Source organism: Maritimibacter harenae, assembly GCF_009882975.1.
Classification (GTDB): domain Bacteria; phylum Pseudomonadota; class Alphaproteobacteria; order Rhodobacterales; family Rhodobacteraceae; genus Maritimibacter; species Maritimibacter harenae.
The window spans coordinates 152,955-170,658 of record NZ_WTUX01000017.1 but is presented as its reverse complement, the minus strand read 5'-3'; the positions used below and the strand labels follow the sequence as shown (position 1 = coordinate 170,658).

17 protein-coding genes are annotated in these 17,704 nt (G+C 66.8%); 13 read left to right on the top strand and 4 right to left on the bottom strand.

Going from position 1 to position 17,704, the window contains the following annotated elements; translation table 11 throughout:
- Nucleotides 1-13: 13 nt before the first annotated feature.
- From GQE99_RS13255 to GQE99_RS13210, 10 genes are all read left to right on the top strand, one after another.
- Complete coding sequence (locus GQE99_RS13255) at nt 14-424, top strand: DUF4259 domain-containing protein (protein WP_161352110.1); 411 nt, start codon at nt 14-16, stop codon at nt 422-424.
- Nucleotides 421-831 (top strand): carboxymuconolactone decarboxylase family protein, encoded by a 411-nt coding sequence (locus GQE99_RS13250; protein ID WP_161352109.1) that lies wholly within the window; start codon nt 421-423, stop codon nt 829-831. Before GQE99_RS13255 ends, GQE99_RS13250 begins: the two co-directional genes overlap by 4 nt.
- Nucleotides 828-1,442: an NADH-quinone oxidoreductase subunit J gene (locus GQE99_RS13245; protein ID WP_161352108.1), complete on the top strand. Its 615-nt coding sequence runs from the start codon at nt 828-830 to the stop codon at nt 1,440-1,442. The genes GQE99_RS13250 and GQE99_RS13245 overlap by 4 nt, the downstream gene beginning before the upstream one ends.
- Nucleotides 1,443-1,548: 106 nt before the next feature.
- Complete coding sequence (gene nuoK / locus GQE99_RS13240) at nt 1,549-1,854, top strand: NADH-quinone oxidoreductase subunit NuoK (RefSeq protein WP_161352107.1); 306 nt, start codon at nt 1,549-1,551, stop codon at nt 1,852-1,854.
- 6 nt (nt 1,855-1,860) lie between these two features.
- The gene (gene nuoL / locus GQE99_RS13235; RefSeq protein WP_161352106.1) at nt 1,861-4,005 is read left to right on the top strand and encodes an NADH-quinone oxidoreductase subunit L; all 2,145 of its coding nucleotides are present in this window, start codon (nt 1,861-1,863) and stop codon (nt 4,003-4,005) included.
- Nucleotides 4,005-5,555 (top strand): NADH-quinone oxidoreductase subunit M, encoded by a 1,551-nt coding sequence (locus GQE99_RS13230; protein ID WP_161352105.1) that lies wholly within the window; start codon nt 4,005-4,007, stop codon nt 5,553-5,555. Before nuoL ends, GQE99_RS13230 begins: the two co-directional genes overlap by 1 nt.
- A 10-nt stretch (nt 5,556-5,565) precedes the next feature.
- Nucleotides 5,566-7,002 carry an NADH-quinone oxidoreductase subunit NuoN gene (nuoN, locus tag GQE99_RS13225; protein ID WP_161352104.1) on the top strand — a complete coding sequence of 479 codons (1,437 nt, stop codon included), beginning with the start codon at nt 5,566-5,568 and terminating at the stop codon, nt 7,000-7,002.
- Nucleotides 7,003-7,125: 123 nt separating this feature from the next.
- Entirely contained in the window at nt 7,126-7,878 is a 753-nt protein-coding gene (locus tag GQE99_RS13220) for a biotin--[acetyl-CoA-carboxylase] ligase (protein ID WP_161352103.1), read from the top strand.
- A gap of 18 nt (nt 7,879-7,896) precedes the next feature.
- Nucleotides 7,897-8,676 carry a type III pantothenate kinase gene (locus GQE99_RS13215; protein ID WP_161352102.1) on the top strand — a complete coding sequence of 260 codons (780 nt, stop codon included), beginning with the start codon at nt 7,897-7,899 and terminating at the stop codon, nt 8,674-8,676.
- Nucleotides 8,673-10,337: a ribonuclease J gene (locus GQE99_RS13210; protein WP_161352101.1), complete on the top strand. Its 1,665-nt coding sequence runs from the start codon at nt 8,673-8,675 to the stop codon at nt 10,335-10,337. The genes GQE99_RS13215 and GQE99_RS13210 overlap by 4 nt, the downstream gene beginning before the upstream one ends.
- A gap of 155 nt (nt 10,338-10,492) precedes the next feature.
- Here the strand turns inward: GQE99_RS13210 and GQE99_RS13205 are convergent, their stop codons facing one another.
- Nucleotides 10,493-11,911 (bottom strand): DEAD/DEAH box helicase, encoded by a 1,419-nt coding sequence (locus GQE99_RS13205; protein WP_161352100.1) that lies wholly within the window; start codon nt 11,909-11,911, stop codon nt 10,493-10,495.
- A gap of 194 nt (nt 11,912-12,105) precedes the next feature.
- Between GQE99_RS13205 and GQE99_RS13200 the strand changes: the two genes are divergently transcribed.
- Entirely contained in the window at nt 12,106-12,525 is a 420-nt protein-coding gene (locus tag GQE99_RS13200) for an OsmC family peroxiredoxin (protein WP_161352099.1), read from the top strand.
- Between the two features lie 20 nt (nt 12,526-12,545).
- Here GQE99_RS13200 and GQE99_RS13195 read toward each other — a convergent pair whose 3' ends face one another.
- Both GQE99_RS13195 and GQE99_RS13190 read right to left on the bottom strand, forming a co-directional pair.
- A complete protein-coding gene (locus tag GQE99_RS13195; protein ID WP_161352098.1) occupies nt 12,546-13,034 on the bottom strand; it encodes a DUF6869 domain-containing protein in 489 nt (162 codons plus the stop codon).
- Between the two features lie 71 nt (nt 13,035-13,105).
- Nucleotides 13,106-14,719, bottom strand: a complete 1,614-nt coding sequence (locus tag GQE99_RS13190; RefSeq protein WP_161352097.1) for a peptide chain release factor 3 — start codon at nt 14,717-14,719, stop codon at nt 13,106-13,108.
- Nucleotides 14,720-14,920: 201 nt separating this feature from the next.
- On the opposite strand from GQE99_RS13190, the gene GQE99_RS13185 reads away from it, so the two are divergent.
- Nucleotides 14,921-15,523 carry a HupA family protein gene (locus tag GQE99_RS13185; RefSeq protein ID WP_161352096.1) on the top strand — a complete coding sequence of 201 codons (603 nt, stop codon included), beginning with the start codon at nt 14,921-14,923 and terminating at the stop codon, nt 15,521-15,523.
- Nucleotides 15,524-15,575: 52 nt separating this feature from the next.
- Here the strand turns inward: GQE99_RS13185 and GQE99_RS13180 are convergent, their stop codons facing one another.
- Entirely contained in the window at nt 15,576-16,595 is a 1,020-nt protein-coding gene (locus tag GQE99_RS13180; protein WP_161352095.1) for a Hint domain-containing protein, read from the bottom strand.
- Between the two features lie 253 nt (nt 16,596-16,848).
- Between GQE99_RS13180 and GQE99_RS13175 the strand changes: the two genes are divergently transcribed.
- Nucleotides 16,849-17,628 (top strand): SDR family oxidoreductase, encoded by a 780-nt coding sequence (locus GQE99_RS13175; RefSeq protein ID WP_161352094.1) that lies wholly within the window; start codon nt 16,849-16,851, stop codon nt 17,626-17,628.
- Nucleotides 17,629-17,704 lie beyond the last annotated feature (76 nt).

Genomic DNA, 17,704 nt, shown 5'->3' with positions numbered 1-17,704 from the left:
GAGAAGGACGAGAATGGGCGCACAGGGCGCAGACGTGTTCGAGGACACCGCCTCGGTGAACTGGCTGGAGGGCGACTACGCCACCTCCGGGGCCAGCGCCGTGGCCGACGCCCTCGACACGGCGGCCGGTCGCCCGGTGACCGAGGTTCTCGAGCGGGACGAAGGCGCGCGGGCGCGCGCGGCGGCCGAAGTGGTCGCGGTGGCCTGCGGCGACCTGCCGGAAGAGATCAACTCCGACCAGCTCGCCACGCTCAACGCCCACGGGTCCGACGTGCGCGCGATGGCCGATCCCAAGGGCCGGGCGCGTGCCGCGCTCGAACGCCTGATCTCGGAGAATTCCGTACTGCACGAGGCCTGGACCCAAGGGGACCACCAGTCGGACTGGGTCGCCGCGCTCAACGATCTGCGCAGGAGGCTCAGATGAACGATTTCGCCCGGATGTACGCCCAGATGATGCAGCAGGGGACCGCGATGGTGAAAGCCTTCAACCCCGCGCTGGAGGATTACACGCCCGAGGGCTTCGAGAAGCTCATGCCGACCATGCCGCGCGACTGGATGGAGGCGATGTTCGGCAATTCCTTCAACAAGGACGGGCTGGACGCGAAGACGCGGCTCATGATCACGCTCGCCGGCCTCGTCGCCGTGGGCGCGACCGCCGAGCCGCAGATCAAGTACACCGTGCGCCACCTCATCGAGGCGGGCGCCACGAAAAAGGAAATCGCGGAAGTCATCTACCAGATGTCGATGCTGGGTGGCATTCCGGCCATGAACAAGGCATTAGCGCTCGCGCAGGGCGTCTTTGCCGAACACGACGAGGAGGACGACGCATGAGCGTTGCCGATTTCGCATTCTACGTTTTCGCGCTGACCACGCTGGTCGGCGGCCTTTTCACCGTGATGGCCCGCAACCCGGTGCACTCGGTGCTCTGGCTGATCTCGGCCTTCATCGGGTCGGCGGGGTTGTTCGTGCTTCTCGGGGCCGAATTCATCGCGATGCTTCTGATGATCGTCTACGTGGGCGCGGTGGCCGTGCTCTTCCTGTTCGTGGTCATGATGCTCGATGTCGACTTCGCCGAGCTCAAGGCGGGCATGGCAAAGTACATGCCGCTGGCGCTTCTGATCGCCGTGGTCCTGTTGATGCAGATGGGCCTGATCTACGGCTCCTGGCAGTTCGCGGACGGGGCCGAAGCCGCGCGCGCCGCGATCACGCCGGATGTCGCCGAGGTGGAGAATACCGCGGCGCTCGGGATGCTGATCTACGACGACTACTTCCTGCTCTTCCAACTGGCGGGCCTGATCCTGCTGGTGGCGATGATCGGGGCGATCACGCTGACGCTGCGCCACCGCAAGGACATCAAGCGCCAGGACGTGCTGGCACAGATGTACCGCGATCCGGCCAAGGCGATGGAACTGCGCGACGTGAAGCCGGGGCAGGGGCTCTGACCCGCGGCTGAGCGCGAGAACGATCCGGGCGGGGGACCGCCCGGGGGAACCAAGGGCCCCCGAGGCCCGGTCAAACAAACCAAGGGCGAAGGCCCAGAGGGACAAGATGGTAGGACTTGAACATTACCTGGGACTGGCGGGGGCACTCTTCGTCATCGGCATCTTCGGTCTTTTCCTGAACCGCAAGAACGTGATCATCCTGTTGATGTCGATCGAGCTTATGCTGCTGTCGGTCAACATCAACCTGGTGGCCTTTTCGTCCTATCTCGGCGACCTGGTCGGGCAGGTGTTCACGCTGTTCGTGCTCACGGTCGCGGCCGCCGAAGCGGCCATCGGCCTTGCCATCCTTGTTTCGTTCTTCCGCAACCGCGGCACCATCGCGGTCGAAGACGTCAACGTGATGAAAGGCTGACGGACCATGACCACCATCATCCTCTTCGCGCCCCTGATCGGCGCCATCATCGCGGGCTTCGGCCACCGGATCATCGGCGACAAGGGCGCGCAGGTCGTGACCACCGCGCTCCTGTTCCTGGCCGCGGTCCTGTCGTGGATCGTCTTCCTGACGCACGACCCGGCCCAGACGCAGCACGTCCAGATCATGCGATGGGTGGAAAGCGGGACGCTGTCGACCGACTGGTCGATCCGGCTGGACCGGCTGACCTCGATCATGCTGATCGTCGTCACCACGGTGTCGAGCCTCGTCCACCTCTACTCGATGGGCTACATGGCCCATGACGCCCAGTTCTCGGAGAACGAGAGCTACCGCCCCCGGTTCTTCGCCTACCTGAGCTTCTTCACCTTCGCGATGCTCATGCTGGTGACGTCGGACAACCTGCTGCAGATGTTCTTTGGCTGGGAGGGCGTGGGCGTCGCCTCCTACCTCCTGATCGGCTTCTACTTCCGCAAGCCGTCCGCCAACGCCGCGGCGATGAAGGCCTTCATCGTGAACCGCGTGGGCGACTTCGGCTTCGCGCTGGGGATCATGGGGCTCTTCTTTCTCACCGACTCGATCCAGCTGGACGAGATCTTCGCGGCCGCGCCGTCGCTGGCCGAGACGGACATCACCTTCCTGTGGCGCGACTGGAACGCGGCGAACCTGATCGCCTTCCTGCTGTTCATCGGCGCGATGGGCAAATCGGCCCAACTCCTGCTGCACACCTGGCTGCCGGACGCGATGGAAGGCCCGACCCCGGTGTCGGCGCTGATCCACGCCGCGACGATGGTCACCGCGGGGGTCTTCCTTGTCTGCCGCATGTCGCCGCTGATGGAATACGCCCCCTGGGCGCTGTCGGTCGTGGTCGGCATCGGCGCGATCACCGCGTTCTTCGCGGCGACCGTGGGCCTGGTGCAGAACGACATCAAGCGCGTGATCGCCTACTCGACCTGTTCGCAGCTGGGATACATGTTCGTGGCCGCGGGCGTCGGCGCCTACCCGGTGGCGATGTTCCACCTGCTGACCCACGCCTTCTTCAAGGCGATGCTCTTCCTGGGCGCGGGTTCGGTCATCCACGGGATGCACCACGAGCAGGACATGCGCAATTACGGCGGTCTGCGCACCAAGATGCCGCTGACCTTCTGGGCGATGCTGATCGGCACGCTCGCGATCACGGGTGTCGGCATTCCGCTGACCCACATCGGCTTCGCGGGCTTCCTGTCGAAGGACGCCATCATCGAGAGCGCCTATGCGGGCACCGCGGGCGGCGTGGCCTTCTGGCTCCTCGTGATCGCGGCGCTCTTCACCAGCTTCTACTCCTGGCGCCTGATGTTCCTGACCTTCTGGGGCACGCCGCGTGGCGACAAGCACACGCACGACCACGCGCATGAAAGCCCGAGCGTCATGACCATTCCGCTGGGTGTCCTGGCGATCGGCGCGATCTTCTCGGGCATGGTCTGGTACGGTTCGTTCTTCGGCGACCACGCTTCGATCAACCGGTTCTTCGGGATCCCCGACAGCCACGCCGCGGCCACCGCGGATCACGGCGAGGGCGTCGGCGAGGCGGTCGAGGAACTGGCCGAGGGCGATGTCGAAGGCGCCGGCGAGGCGGTGACCGAACCCACCGACAGCCACGGCATGGAGGGTGCGGCGGACGCGGCCCACGCGGCAGATTATGCGGGCGGCGCGGTCTTCTTCGGTCCCGAAAACCACGTGATCGACGACGCGCACCATGCGCCGACCTGGGTGAAGATCTCGCCGTTCATCGCGATGCTGATCGGTCTCATCACGGCCTATGTCTTCTACATCGTGAACCCGGCGCTGCCCAAGCGCCTGGCCGAGAACCAGCCGCATCTCTACCAGTTCCTGCTGAACAAGTGGTACTTCGACGAGATCTACGACTACGTCTTCGTGCGGCCCGCCAAGGCCATCGGCCGCTTCCTGTGGAAGCGCGGTGACGGGGCGACCATCGACGGGGCGATCAACGGCCTGTCGATGGGCATCGTGCCCTGGTTCACCAAGCTCGCGGGGCGCTGGCAGTCCGGCTACCTCTTCACCTACGCCTTCGCGATGGTGCTCGGCATCGTCGCCTTCGTGACCCTCATGACGCTGACCGGCGGTGCGAACTGATGAACAACCTGCTTTCCATCATTACCTTCCTGCCGCTCGTCGCGGCGCTGATCCTCGCGCTGTTCCTGCGCGGTGACGATCCGGCGGCGCAGCGCAACGCCAAGTGGCTGGCGCTGGCCGCGACCACGGCGACCTTCCTGATCTCGCTGGGCGTGCTGTTCGGCTTCGACCCCTCGAACACGGGTTTCCAGTTCGTGGAAGAGGCCGACTGGCTGATGGGGATGAGCTACAAGATGGGGGTCGACGGGATCTCGGTCCTGTTCGTGATGCTCACGACCTTCCTCATGCCGCTCACCATCGCGGCCTGCTGGAACGTGACCACGCGGGTGAAGGAATACATGATCGCCTTCCTCGTGCTGGAAACGCTCATGCTGGGCGTCTTCATGGCGCTGGACCTGGTCCTGTTCTACCTGTTCTTCGAGGCGGGCCTGATCCCGATGTTCCTGATCATCGGCATCTGGGGCGGCAAGGAGCGCATCTACGCGGCGTTCAAGTTCTTCCTCTACACCTTCCTCGGCTCGGTGCTGATGCTGGTGGCGATGGTCTACATGTACTTCGAGGCCGGGACGACGGACATCCCGACGCTCCTGAACCACGCCTTCGATTCGAACACCCTGCGCATACTCGGGATCACCGTGGTCGGCGGGGCGCAGACGATGCTGTTCATCGCCTTCTTCGCCTCGTTCGCGGTGAAGATGCCGATGTGGCCGGTCCATACCTGGCTTCCCGACGCGCACGTGCAGGCGCCGACCGCGGGCTCGGTCGTGCTGGCGGCGATCCTGCTTAAGATGGGCGGCTACGGCTTCCTGCGCTTCTCCTTGCCGATGTTCCCGGTCGGGGCGGACGTGATGGGCACCTTCGTGCTGTGGCTGTCGGCGATCGCGATCGTCTACACGTCGCTGGTGGCACTCGTGCAGGAGGACATGAAGAAGCTCATCGCCTATTCCTCCGTCGCGCACATGGGCTACGTGACCGCCGGTATCTTCGCGGCCAACCAGCAGGGCGTCGATGGCGCGATCTTCCAGATGATCAGCCACGGCTTCATCTCCGGCGCGCTCTTCCTCTGCGTGGGCGTGATCTACGACCGGATGCACACCCGCGAGATCGACGCCTACGGCGGGCTCGTGAACCGGATGCCGGCCTACGCGCTGATCTTCATGTTCTTCACGATGGCCAACGTGGGCCTGCCGGGCACCTCGGGCTTCGTGGGTGAATTCCTGACGCTCGTCGGCATGTTCCAGGCCAACACCTGGGTCGCCGCGGTCGCAACGACCGGCGTGATCTTCTCGGCCGCCTACGCGCTCTGGCTCTATCGCCGGGTGGTGATGGGCGACCTGATCAAGGAGAGCCTGAAGGCGATCACCGACATGACGAGCCGCGAGAAATGGATCTTCGCCCCGCTGGTGGCGATGACCCTGATCCTCGGCGTCTATCCGAGCCTCGTGACCGACATCATCGGGCCGAGCGTCGAGAACCTTCTGAACCAATATCACGCGGCGCTGCCCGCGGATGGCACGGCCACGGAAGTGGCCCAGGCCGCAGCGCATTGAGGACGGGACCATGACGACTGATCTTCAGACCATCTTTCCGGAACTGATCCTCGCGGTCTATGCGATGCTCGCGCTGGTCGGCGCGGTCTATACCGGCAAGGACAACCTCACCGGCCCGATCACCTGGCTCACCGCCGCGATCATGGCCGCGCTCGCGCTGTGGATCGGCACGGGCAACGCCACGATGGGCGAGGCTTTCGGCGGCATGTTCATCGCCGACCCCTTCGCCCGCTTCGCCAAGGTGGCGATCCTGATCGCCGCCGCCGCCGTGCTCCTGGCCGGTCAGGAGGCCGTGGCGCGCCGGGGGCTGGGCCGCTTCGAGTACCCGCTCCTCATCGCGCTCGCCACCGTGGGCATGATGATGATGGTGTCGGCGGGCGACCTGATGGCGCTCTACATGGGGCTGGAGCTGCAATCGCTCGCGCTCTACGTGGTGGCCGCGATGAACCGCGAAAGCGTGAAGTCGACGGAAGCCGGCATGAAGTACTTCGTGCTGGGCGCGCTGTCCTCGGGCCTGCTGCTCTACGGCGCCTCGCTTGTCTACGGCTACGCCGGCACGACGCTCTTCTCGGGCATCATCGGCGCGGCTTCGGATGGTGAAATCGGGCTCGGCCTGCTCGTGGGGCTCGTTTTCGTCTCCGCCGGTCTGGCCTTCAAGGTGTCCGCGGTGCCGTTCCACATGTGGACGCCGGACGTCTACGAAGGCGCGCCGACGCCGGTCACCGCCTTCTTCGCCACCGCGCCGAAACTGGCCGCGATGGGGCTCTTCGCCCGCGTGCTCTTCGACGCCTTCGGCGGCGCCGTGGGCGACTGGCAGCAGATCATCGCGCTGATGTCGGTGCTGTCGATGTTCCTGGGCGCGATCGCGGCGATCGGTCAGACCAACATCAAGCGCCTGATGGCCTACTCGTCCATCGCGCACATGGGCTTCGCGCTCATGGGACTCGCGGCGGGCACCGCGATCGGCGTCGAGGCGATGCTGGTCTACATGGCGATCTACCTGACCATGAACGTGGGCACCTTCGCCTTCATCATGTCGATGGAGCGCGACGGCAAGCCGGTGGTCGAGATCGCGTCGCTGAACCAGTTCGCGAAGGCCGAACCGCTCAAGGCGCTGGCGATGCTTGTGCTTCTCTTCTCGCTCGCGGGCGTGCCGCCGATGGTGGGCTTCTTCGGGAAGCTCTACGTGCTGCGCGCGGCCGTGGACGGGGGCCTGACGTGGCTTGCCGTGGGCGGCGTGATCGCCTCCGTGATCGGTGCGTTCTACTACCTGCGGATCGTCTACTTCATGTACTTCGGCGAAACCGAGGGCCAGGCGCAGGCGCCGATGTCCCCAGCCGCCTGGGTGGCGCTGATGGGCTCGGCCGCGATCATGGTGCTGGGCGTCATCAACCTCTTCGGCATCGACACGGCGGCGGCCGCCGCGGCGCAGGCGCTTGTCAATTGATCCCGTGACAGGGGCGGGGCCCGGCGCGGGCCTCGCGCCGGAAATGCGCGGCATTTCCGGGGCCGGGCGGCCGAAGTGCCGCCCGTCGCCCGTTCGTGACGCCCCAATGCCGGTGAGCGCCCGATGAGCGGCACCTGGCCGCCGGGCTACGGCTACCTCCCCCTGGGCGAGGTCACGTCCACACTGGACGAGGGCCGGGCACGTGCGGGCGCGATGACGGGGCCGACCTGGATCACCGCCACGCACCAGACGCAGGCGCGCGGACGCCGGGGCCGGGCCTGGGCCCACCCCGCGGGAAATTTCGCGGCGACCCTGGTGCTGCCACGTCTCGATGACCCGGACAGCGCGGCGCTCCGCTCCTTCGTGGCCGCGCTCGCGCTTGACGAGGCCTTCACCATGCTCACCGGCCGCGCGGACGCCTTCGCGCTCAAATGGCCCAACGACGTGCTCCTGAACGGCGGCAAGGTGGCGGGCATCCTGCTTGAAAGCCTGACGACGCGCGGACGGCTCACCGGCCTTTCGATCGGGATCGGCGTCAACCTGGCCCATGCGCCGGGGGGCGACGCGGTCGAGCCCGGGGCGCTCCCGCCCGTCTCCCTGATGGGCGAGACGGGGCTGGCGGTGAGCCCCGAGGACTTCCTCGAGGCCCTCGCGCCCGCCTATGCCCGCTGGGAGGGCCAGCTCGCGACCTACGGGTTCGAGTCGTTGCGCACCGCATGGCTCGCCCGGGCCGCCCGGCTGGGCGACCAGGTGACGGCGCGGCTGCCCAACGAGGAGATCACCGGCACGTTCCGCACGGTGGACGCCACCGGGCAGCTTGTTCTATCAACCCCGAAAGGCGAACGCTGCATCGCTGCGGGGGACGTGTTTTTCTGACCGGCAAGGGGGTGCGCGATGCTGCTCACCATCGACTGTGGAAATACCAATACCGTCTTCACCCTGTGGAACGGCGACACCGTGCTGTGCACGCTGAGGACCTCGACCGCGCATCAGCGCACGGCCGATGCCTACTGGGTGTGGTTCTCGACACTGATCCGCCATCACGGAATCGAACCCGACGTGGAGGGGGTCATCATCTCGTCCACGGTGCCGCGCGTGGTCTTCAACCTGCGCGTCTTCACCGACCGTTACTTCAACCTGCGCCCGCTCGTGGTGGGCCGTCCCGACTGCCTGCTGCCGATCGACGTGCGCGTGGACGCGGGCACGCAGGTGGGCCCCGACCGGCTGGTCAACACCGTGGCCGGCTACAGCCAGTACGGCGGTGACCTGATCATCGTCGATTTCGGCACCGCGACGACCTTCGACGTGGCCGACAGCGACGGGGCCTATATCGGCGGCGTGATCGCGCCGGGCGTGAACCTGAGCCTCGAGGCGCTGCACATGGCGGCGGCCGCGCTGCCGCATGTCGACATCACGCACCCGGACAAGGTGATCGGCACCAATACCGTGGCCTGCATGCAGTCGGGGATCTTCTGGGGCTACGTCGGCCTCATCAAGGAGATCTCGGGCCGGATCATGGACGAACGGGCCCGCGACATGAAAGTGATCGGAACCGGGGGCCTTGCGCCCTTGTTCCAGAGCCATGCGCCCGTGTTCGACCGGTTCGAGGACAACCTGACCATGCACGGGCTCAGGGTCATTTACGAACACAACAAGGAACAGGGCAACCTATGAGCCAGAACCGTCTGATCTATGTCCCCCTCGGGGGCGCCGGCGAGATCGGGATGAACGCCTATGTCTACGGCTACGGACCCGTGGGCCAGGAACGCCTGATCCTCGTGGATCTGGGCGTGACCTTCCCGGACATGGAAACCACCCCAGGGGTCGACCTCATCATGGCCGACATGACGTGGCTGGTGGAGAACCGTGACCGGCTGGACGCGATCTTCATCACCCATGCGCACGAGGACCACGTGGGCGCCGTCGGCCGCCTCTGGTCGGAGCTGCGCGCGCCGGTCTATGCCCGTGCCTTCACGGCCAACCACGCGCGGCGCAAGATGGAAGAGGCGGGGCAGGACCCCGACGAGGTGCTCACCGTGGAGCCCTGGCCGGAAACGGTCGAAGCGGGGCCCTTCAAGGTGGCCTTCGTGCCGATCAGCCACTCGATCCCGGAAAGCGCGGGGCTCGTCATCGACACGCCGGCGGGCCGCGTCGTCCATTCCGGCGACTTCAAGATCGACCTCGAGCCCGGGGTCGGTGAAGCCTTCGACGAAGCCATGTGGCGCGAGGCCACGGCGGGCCGCGTGCGCGCCTTCATGTGCGATTCCACGAACGTCTTTTCCATGCATCCGGGCCGCTCCGAGAGCGACCTGGGCGTGGAAATCGAGAAGCTGGTCGCGGGCGCGCCGCACATGGTCGTGGCGACCACCTTCGCCTCGAACGTGGCGCGGGTGAAGACGCTGGCGGAGGCGGGGCAGGCCGCGGGCCGCTCCGTCTGCCTCCTGGGCCGGGCGATGCGCCGCATGATCGAGGCCGCGGTCGAAACCGGCGTGCTCGAGGATTTCCCCAAGACCATTCCCCCCGAGGACGCCCGCGACGTCCCGCGCGAGAACCTGATGCTGATCGTCACCGGCAGCCAGGGCGAACGCCGCGCCGCCACCGCGCAGCTCGCGCGGGGCAAGTACCTGGGCCTCGAGATGCACGAAGGGGACATGTTCCTGTTCTCCTCGAAGACCATTCCGGGCAACGAGCGCGGCGTGATCCGCATCCTCAACGCCTTTTCCGAGATGGGCGTCGACATCGTGTCCGACGACGACCGTTACCACGTCTCGGGCCATGCCAACCGCCCGGACCTGGAGCGCATGCACCGGATCGTCGGGGCCGAAACCGTGGTGCCGATGCACGGCGAACACCGTCACCTGCGCGAACATGCGAAGGTCGCGAAGGAGGGCGGGTTCCAGTCGGTCGTGGCCGTGAACGGCGCGATGGTGGACCTGACGAAGGCGACCCCGCACGTGGTCGAACACGTGGAGGCGGACCGCGTCTACCTCGACGGCAAGGTCATCATCGGGGCGCTCGACGGCATCGTGCGCGACCGGATCCGTATGGCGCTGAACGGCCACGTCATCGTCAATGTCATCCTCGAGGACGACGCGCCGCTGGGCGAGCCCTGGGTCGAGATCATGGGCCTGCCCGAGGTCGGCACGAGCCGCGCGCCGCTGGCGGACGTGCTGGAAGAGGACCTGAACCAGTTCCTGATGCGCGCCGCCGACAAGACACTGCGCGACGACGACAAGCTCGAGGACGAGCTGAGGCGCATCACGCGCAAGGTGACCCAGGACGAGATCGGCAAGAAGGCCGAGGTCACGGTCGTGGTGTCGCGGCTGGAGGAATAAGCGGGGTCAGGCGGTGCGGGGCCGGCGGCCCCGCGCAGGTCTTGCGCCGTCCCGCCGCTGGCGGGCCGGCGCGAGGGCACGCGGCTGCGCCGCGTCCGGAGGGCCAGCCCTCCGGACCTCCCGAGGTATTTCGAAAACGAAGAAGGGCGCGCCGGTCAGGACCGGCGTTCGTCGAAGCTTTTCGCGATGAAGTCGGGCAGGTGATCGCCCATGCCCTTCGGCGCGTCGTCGCGGCGGCTGCCGCGGCCCGATTGTTTGCGCTTGGGCTTGTCCTCGGATTTCGGCTTGTCGTCCGCCTTGGGGGCGGGCGTCGTGTCGGCCTTGTCTTCCGGGGCTGCCTTGGGGGCGTCCTCCTTGCGGGGGGCCTTCTTGCGGGCGGGTTTCTTTTCCGGCTTCGGCGTATCGTCGTCCTGCGCCTTGCCCGTGCCCAGCGGGTTGTCGATGCGCGGGATCTCTTTCTCGATCAGGCTTTCCACCGCGTCGAGGTTCTTCTCGTCGCGCGGTTCGCAGATCATGACTGCCTTGCCGTTGCGCCCCGCGCGGCCGGTGCGGCCGATGCGGTGGACGTAATCCTCGGCATGGCCCGGCACGTCGTAATTGAACACGTGGCTCACCGCCGGCACGTCGAGCCCGCGGGCCGCAACATCGGAGGCCACGAGGAAGCGCAGCGTGCCGTCGCGGAAGCCCTGCAGCACTTCCATGCGCTTGGACTGATCGAGGTCGCCGTGGATCGGGGCCGCGTCGTAGCCGTGCGTCTTGAGGCTCTTGGCCACCACGTCCACGTCCATTTTGCGGTTGCAGAAGATGATCGCGTTGGTGCAGGCATCGCCTTCCTTGTCGATCAGCGCGCGCAGGAGCGCCCGCTTCTCGGTCGCCGTCCGGTCGCGGCGCGAGGCTTTGAAGAGGCAGACTTCCTGGGCGATGTTCTCGCCGGTCGTGGCCTGGCGCGCGACTTCGATTCGGGCCGGGTTCGACAGGAAGGTGTTGGTGATGCGCTCGATCTCGGAGGCCATGGTCGCCGAGAAGAACAGCGTCTGGCGCGTGAAGGGCACGAGGCCGAAGATGCGCTCGATGTCCGGGATGAAGCCCATGTCGAGCATCCGGTCGGCTTCGTCGACCACCATGATCTCGATGCCGGTGAGAAGCAGCTTGCCGCGTTCGAAATGGTCGAGCAGGCGGCCGGGCGTGGCGATCAGCACGTCGACGCCGCGGTCGATCAGCGCGTCCTGTTCCTTGAAGCTGACGCCCCCGATGAGGAGCGCCTTGGTCAGCTTCACGTGCTTTGCATAGGTGTCGAAGTTCTCGGCCACCTGGGCGGCCAGTTCCCGCGTCGGGCACAGGACCAGCGAGCGGGGCATGCGCGCCCGGGCGCGGCCGCGGGCCAGCATGGTGATCATCGGCAGGGTGAAGGACGCGGTCTTGCCGGTGCCCGTCTGCGCGATCCCCAGCACGTCGCGCCCTTCGAGCGCGGGCGGAATGGCGCCCTCCTGGATCGGGGTGGGGCTTTCGTAGCCCGCCTCCTCGACGGCCTTGAGGACTTTGGGGCTGAGGTTCAGTTCGGAGAATTTGGTCAAAAGGGATCCTTTGCGTGAGAAGCGGCTGACTGGCCGCTGGTTCCCGCGCGGCCCATTCGACCGGATTGTCGAATATCCTTTGGGCGGTTCTCTACGCCGCGCCGCGCGAAAGGTCAAGAAAGCGTGTAGGAACCGGCCGGCGCGGTGGCGCGTTGACGCGCAGTTGCAACGAAACAAGGGAAAGGATGACAGTCATGATCAAGAAATTCGGCACCGCGCAATGGTCGGGTGGCCTCCAGGACGGCACCGGCACGATCTCGTCCCAGAGCGGGGCGCTGGACGCGCTGCAATACGGGTTCAACAAGCGCTTCCAGGACGAACCGGGGACCAACCCGGAAGAACTGATCGGCGCGGCGCATGCCGCCTGTTTCGCGATGGCGCTGTCCAACATCATGGGCGAAGACGACATCGTTCCCGACAAGATCGACGCGAAATCGACCATTCACCTCGACATGTCGGATGGTCCGAAGATCGTGAAGGCGCATATCGAGGTGACGATCAAGGCGGATGCGGACGAAAGCCGGATCATGGACGCCGCCGGCAAGGCCAAGGAAGGCTGCCCGGTGTCCCAGCTTCTCGATTGCGAGATCACGATGGACGCGAAGGTCGCCTGAGGCGGTTCCACGCCCCGGGGTTACAGGCCTTCGGGGCCCGGCAGGTCTTCGGTCTCCAGCATCGCCGGGTCGGCCGCAACGGCCCGTACCCGCGCCACAAGGAGGGGCGGTCCGCCGCCTTCCCGCCAGAGCGCGGCCAGCGCCAGCCGGAAGCGCGGGCTCTGGGCCGAGCGCCCGTCCAGCGCGTCCAGCAGCGCCGCCCCCTGGGCCGTGAGGAGTTCTTCCAGCGGCCCCGCCGCGACAAGCTCCAGTTCCTCCACATCCTCGACCCGTGCCAGCACCGCGCAGATGGCCTCGAGCGCCGTGTCCGGCGCCTCCTCCATCAGCCGGGCGAGCAGCAGGTCGGTCCAGTAATCCGGATGCGCGTCGAAGGCTTCGGTCTCGAAGGTCGCGCGCAGGAAGTCCAGGTACCGCGCGGCGAAGCGGTCCATGGGCAGGTCGCCCGGCGGCAGCGCGTCGGGCGCCACGCCAAGGGCTTGGGCGACGCGGGATCGGGGTATGTCGCTCATCTGTTCAACCTTTCCGGTCGTCGAACATCCCGGGGTATGGGGGCAGGCCCCTGCCTGGCCGCGGGGTGCCCTCAGTCGCCGTGGAGTTCCTTGGTCGCCGACAGCGTCAGGTCGGGATAGTCGCGTTCGACCCGGTCGATGTCCCATTGCAGACGGGTCAGGAACACCGGGTCTCCGTCATTGTCGTACCCGATGTGTTGCTTGTTGGCGTTGATCAGCTTCTCCATCGCGTCCTTGGGTCCGTGTATCCAGCGCGCCGAGGTGAACTGCGTGGCCTCGAAGCGCACCGGGATGCCGTATTCAAGCTCGATCCGGCTCGCCAGAACCTCGAACTGGAGCTGGCCCACGACGCCCACGATGAAGCCCGAGCCGATATTCGGCTTGAACACCTTGGCCGCGCCTTCCTCGGCGAATTGCATGAGCGCCTTTTCCAGGTGCTTGGCCTTCATCGGGTCGGTGGCGCGCACGCCCTGCAGAAGCTCCGGCGCAAAGGAGGGGATGCCGGTCACGCGCAGCGCCTCGCCCTCGGTCAGGGTGTCGCCGATGCGCAGCTGGCCGTGGTTCGGGATGCCGATGATGTCGCCGGCCCAGGCCTCTTCGGCCAGTTCCCGGTCGGAGGCGAGGAACATCACGGGGTTGGAGATCGCCATCGGTTTCTTGGTGCGCACATGGGTCAGCTTCATGCCGCGCTTGAAGTGGCCGGAGGCCATGCGCACGAAGGCGACGCGGTCGCGGTGCTTGGCGTCCATGTTCGCCTGAACTTTGAAGACGAAGCCAGAAACCTTTGTTTCTTCAGGAGAAATCTGGCGCGGCTCGGCCGATTGTGGCTGCGGCTCGGGGCCGTAGTTGGCGATGCCGTCCATCAGTTCCTTCACCCCGAAGGAATTGATCGCGGAGCCGAACCAGATCGGCGTCATCTGGCCCGCCATGACCTCGGCCGGGTCGAGATGCGGCAGCAGTTCGCGCGCCATCTCGACCTCTTCGGTGAGCTGTTCGAGCAGGTGGGCGGGGATGTGTTCGGCGAGCTTGGGGTCGTCGAGCCCCTCGATCTTGATCGATTCCGCCACCTTGTTGCGGTCGGCCCGGTCCATCAGTTCGAGCCGGTTGTTGAGCATGTCGTAACAGCCCAGGAAATCGCGCCCGACGCCGATCGGCCAGGAGGCCGGCGTGACGTGGATGGCCAGCGTTTCCTGGATCTCGTCGATGATCTCGAAGGTATCGCGGCTTTCGCGGTCCATCTTGTTGCAGAAGGTCAGGATCGGCAGGTCGCGCATCCGGCAGACTTCGAAGAGCTTGCGCGTCTGGCTTTCCACGCCCTTCGCCCCGTCGATCACCATGATCGCGGCGTCCACCGCCGTCAGCGTGCGATAGGTGTCCTCTGAGAAGTCCGAGTGGCCGGGCGTGTCGACGAGGTTGAAGCGGTACTTCTCGAAGTCGAACGACATGGCGGAGGCCGAGACCGAGATGCCGCGGTCCTGCTCCATCTTCATGAAGTCCGAGCGCGTGCGCCGCGCTTCGCCCTTGGCACGGACCTGGCCCGCCATCTGGATGGCGCCGCCGTAGAGCAGGAATTTCTCGGTCAGGGTCGTCTTGCCCGCATCCGGGTGCGAGATGATCGCGAAGGTGCGGCGCCGGGCGATTTCGGCCGGCAGGTCGGGGCGGTTCGGGGTCTGTGCGTCGAGCATGGGCGCCATATATCCGCGCCTCCGGGCCACGACAATGGCGGAGAGCGCGCGGGGCGCCGTGCCGGGGGCGAAAAGGGGGCGGGCGTCCCGTCATTCGTGCAACGCACGCGCGAAATCGGCGGGCGGTGGATGATCGGCAGTTGACCGATCGGTCCATTTTGACAAGGGTCCGCAAAAATACAGGTCAACGAGGGAATACTCATGAAACGTATCGGCGCGATCACGGCGGCCATCGGCGCCTCCGTCTTTCTGTCCGGCTGTTCGCTGGTCAGCCTTGGGCTCGATGCCCGCGACTTCGCCAAGCAGCAGGAAGCGGTGGACAAGATGAATACTGCCACCAACGTGCCCACCAGCGGCTTCGCCACCTACGAAGGCATTGCCCTCATGGGGGCCGAGTACGGCAACAACGACAACGTCGTCTTCCTGGGCGACGGTGCTCTCGTCGCGGATTTCGCCAATGACGACCTGACCGGGGCGGTCACGGACATCAACGGCATCACCCTGACCGACGCACAGCGCAAGGCGCTCCAGAACGGTGATATCCCCAAAGGCATCCTGTTCGCCGCGAGCAGCGCTTCCGGCCAGGTCAACATCAATGCCTCCAACATCGGGGCGGCGCTTACGGGGAACGCGGACGGCACGCTCAACATGGATGGCGACAAGTACGTGGTGTCCGGCGGGCTGGCCGGGGAATATCTCGGCAACGGCGCGACGGCCGTGAAGCTGAACGATGGCAGCGGCTTCATCATCAAGCGCAACGGGAGCAACCCCACCGGCTCCGCGTTCGAGTTCAACGGACAGTAAAGCGTCCCCAACCGAACGTCAGCGGCGGTCCCCCGGGGCCGCCGTTTTCGTTTCAGTTGGCCGAGATCCGGCGCAGCACCTCGACCGCGTCGCCCCGGGCGAGGAGGTCGGATTCGCGCAGTTCGAAAGCCCCTTGGACCGCGTCGCGCAGCGGCCGCGCATCGAGTTCACGGGCGATGGCGTCGGGCAGGGCGCCGCGCGTGGCGGGGTCCGCGAACAGGCTTTCGGCGGCGATCCCTTCGGCATAGATGATCTCATGGTGGTCGAAGAGCACCTGCACGTAATCCACGAAGCCGCCCGGGGTCCGTGTCACGCTCGTCCCGTTCACCAGGAGGCCCGCGCGCACCAGCAGGTCGCGCTGCCCCGCGCCCAGGGCGCTGATGCGCTGGTAGATGAAGAGCCGGTGGTTCGGGCTCACCACGAGGTCGCCCATGTTGTGAAGCGCGCCTGCCCGGATGCGGATCGGGGCGAAGTCGCCCTCGGCGCGCACGGTCTGCATTCCCGTCCAGCGCACCTCCTGCGGCCCGGAATCGCGGGTCAGGACCCGGTCGCCGGGCGCCAGATCCTCGACCGGCACCTGCCGGCCGTCCGCCATCGTGATGCGGGTGCCGCGGGTGAACGACACGGTGGCGCTTTCGGCAAGCCGCGCCCGCGCCCCGTCGCGGTCGATGGTGACAAGCGTGTAGGGGACTTTCGGCATCATCGGGGCGAAGGGGTGGACGTGGACGGCCGCGATGAGGTCCGTGCCGGGTTCCAGTTCGACAAGGATCACCGCCTCGACCGTGCTGCCGTCCGCCGACATGAACGTGACGAGGCTGTCGAGGCAGATCTTGGCGCCGGGCGTACCGGCATCGGTGCGCGCGCCCACCGCGAACGCGCCGCCCGGGACCTGGGCAAGCGCGAGCGGGCGGGGTCTCGCGTCGTCGGACAGTTCGTAGACATCCTCGGGCAGCAACTCGGCCGCGTCGGCCAACGGCTCGCCCTCGTTGACCCCGTGCACCACGCGCAGATTCTCGGCCCGATGGACCATCAACTGGCGCACGGGCCAGTCCGCTTGCATGTCCTGGGTCATTGTCGTTTCCCCGGCGGGCGCCTGCGCACCCGGCTCTCCCTTGGCGTCCCCACCGCCGAGGAAACGCTACTCCACGGGGCTCGAACCGGTCAACAAGGGCTTGATCGGCAAGGGTTTCGGGCCGCGCGGGCCGGATGATTGTCGCGCGTGGCGCGCCAATCCGCCATCCGCGCCCGTATTGGACGCAGCCGGCAGGCATGGGCGAATCGTGCGGGTGGTGCTAGCCAAACGTCAAACGACACGGGAGAAACAGATGGATTTCGGTTTGAAGGGCAAGACGGCGCTGGTCTGCGCAAGCTCGGCCGGGCTCGGGCGCGGCTGCGCCGAGGCGCTGGCGGGCGAGGGGGTGAACCTCGTCATCAACGGGCGCACCGAAGAGACGCTGGAGGCCACCGCGGCTGATTTGCGCGCGCGCTTCGGGGTCGAGGTGACGGCCGTCGCCGCCGACGTGACCACCGAAGAGGGGCGCGCCAAGCTTCTCGAGGCCGCGGGTGAGGCGGACATCCTCGTCAACAACGCGGGCGGCCCGCCGCCGGGCACCTGGACCGATTGGGAACGCGAGGATTTCATCAAGGCGCTGGACGCGAACATGCTGACCCCGATCGCGCTCATCAAGGCGATGGTCCCGGGGATGATGGAGCGCGGCTGGGGCCGGGTGGTCAACATCACCTCGCGCGCCGTGAAGGCGCCGATCCCGGCGCTCGGTCTGTCGAACTCGGCCCGCGCGGGGCTGACCGGCTACGTCGCCGGCACGTCGCGCCAGATCGCGCGCTCCGGCGTGACGATGAACAACCTCCTGCCGGGGATGCACGACACCGACCGGGTCAAGAAGCTCGACCAGAACGCGGCCGACACGCAGGGCATCAGCTTCGACGAAGCCCGCAAGAAGCGGTTGGCGGGCTCGGTCATGGGCCGTGACGGCACGGCCGAGGAGTTCGGCGCGGCCTGTGCCTTCCTGTGCTCGAAGCAGGCGGCGTTCATCACCGGACAGAACATCCTGGCCGACGGCGGCGAGGTGAACGCGACGCTCTGAGCGCGCGCGCCCGCCCACGATCCCGGGCGGGCGGCCTGCTTGCCGCCCGCGCCCGGCGCTGCTATCGAGCGGCCCA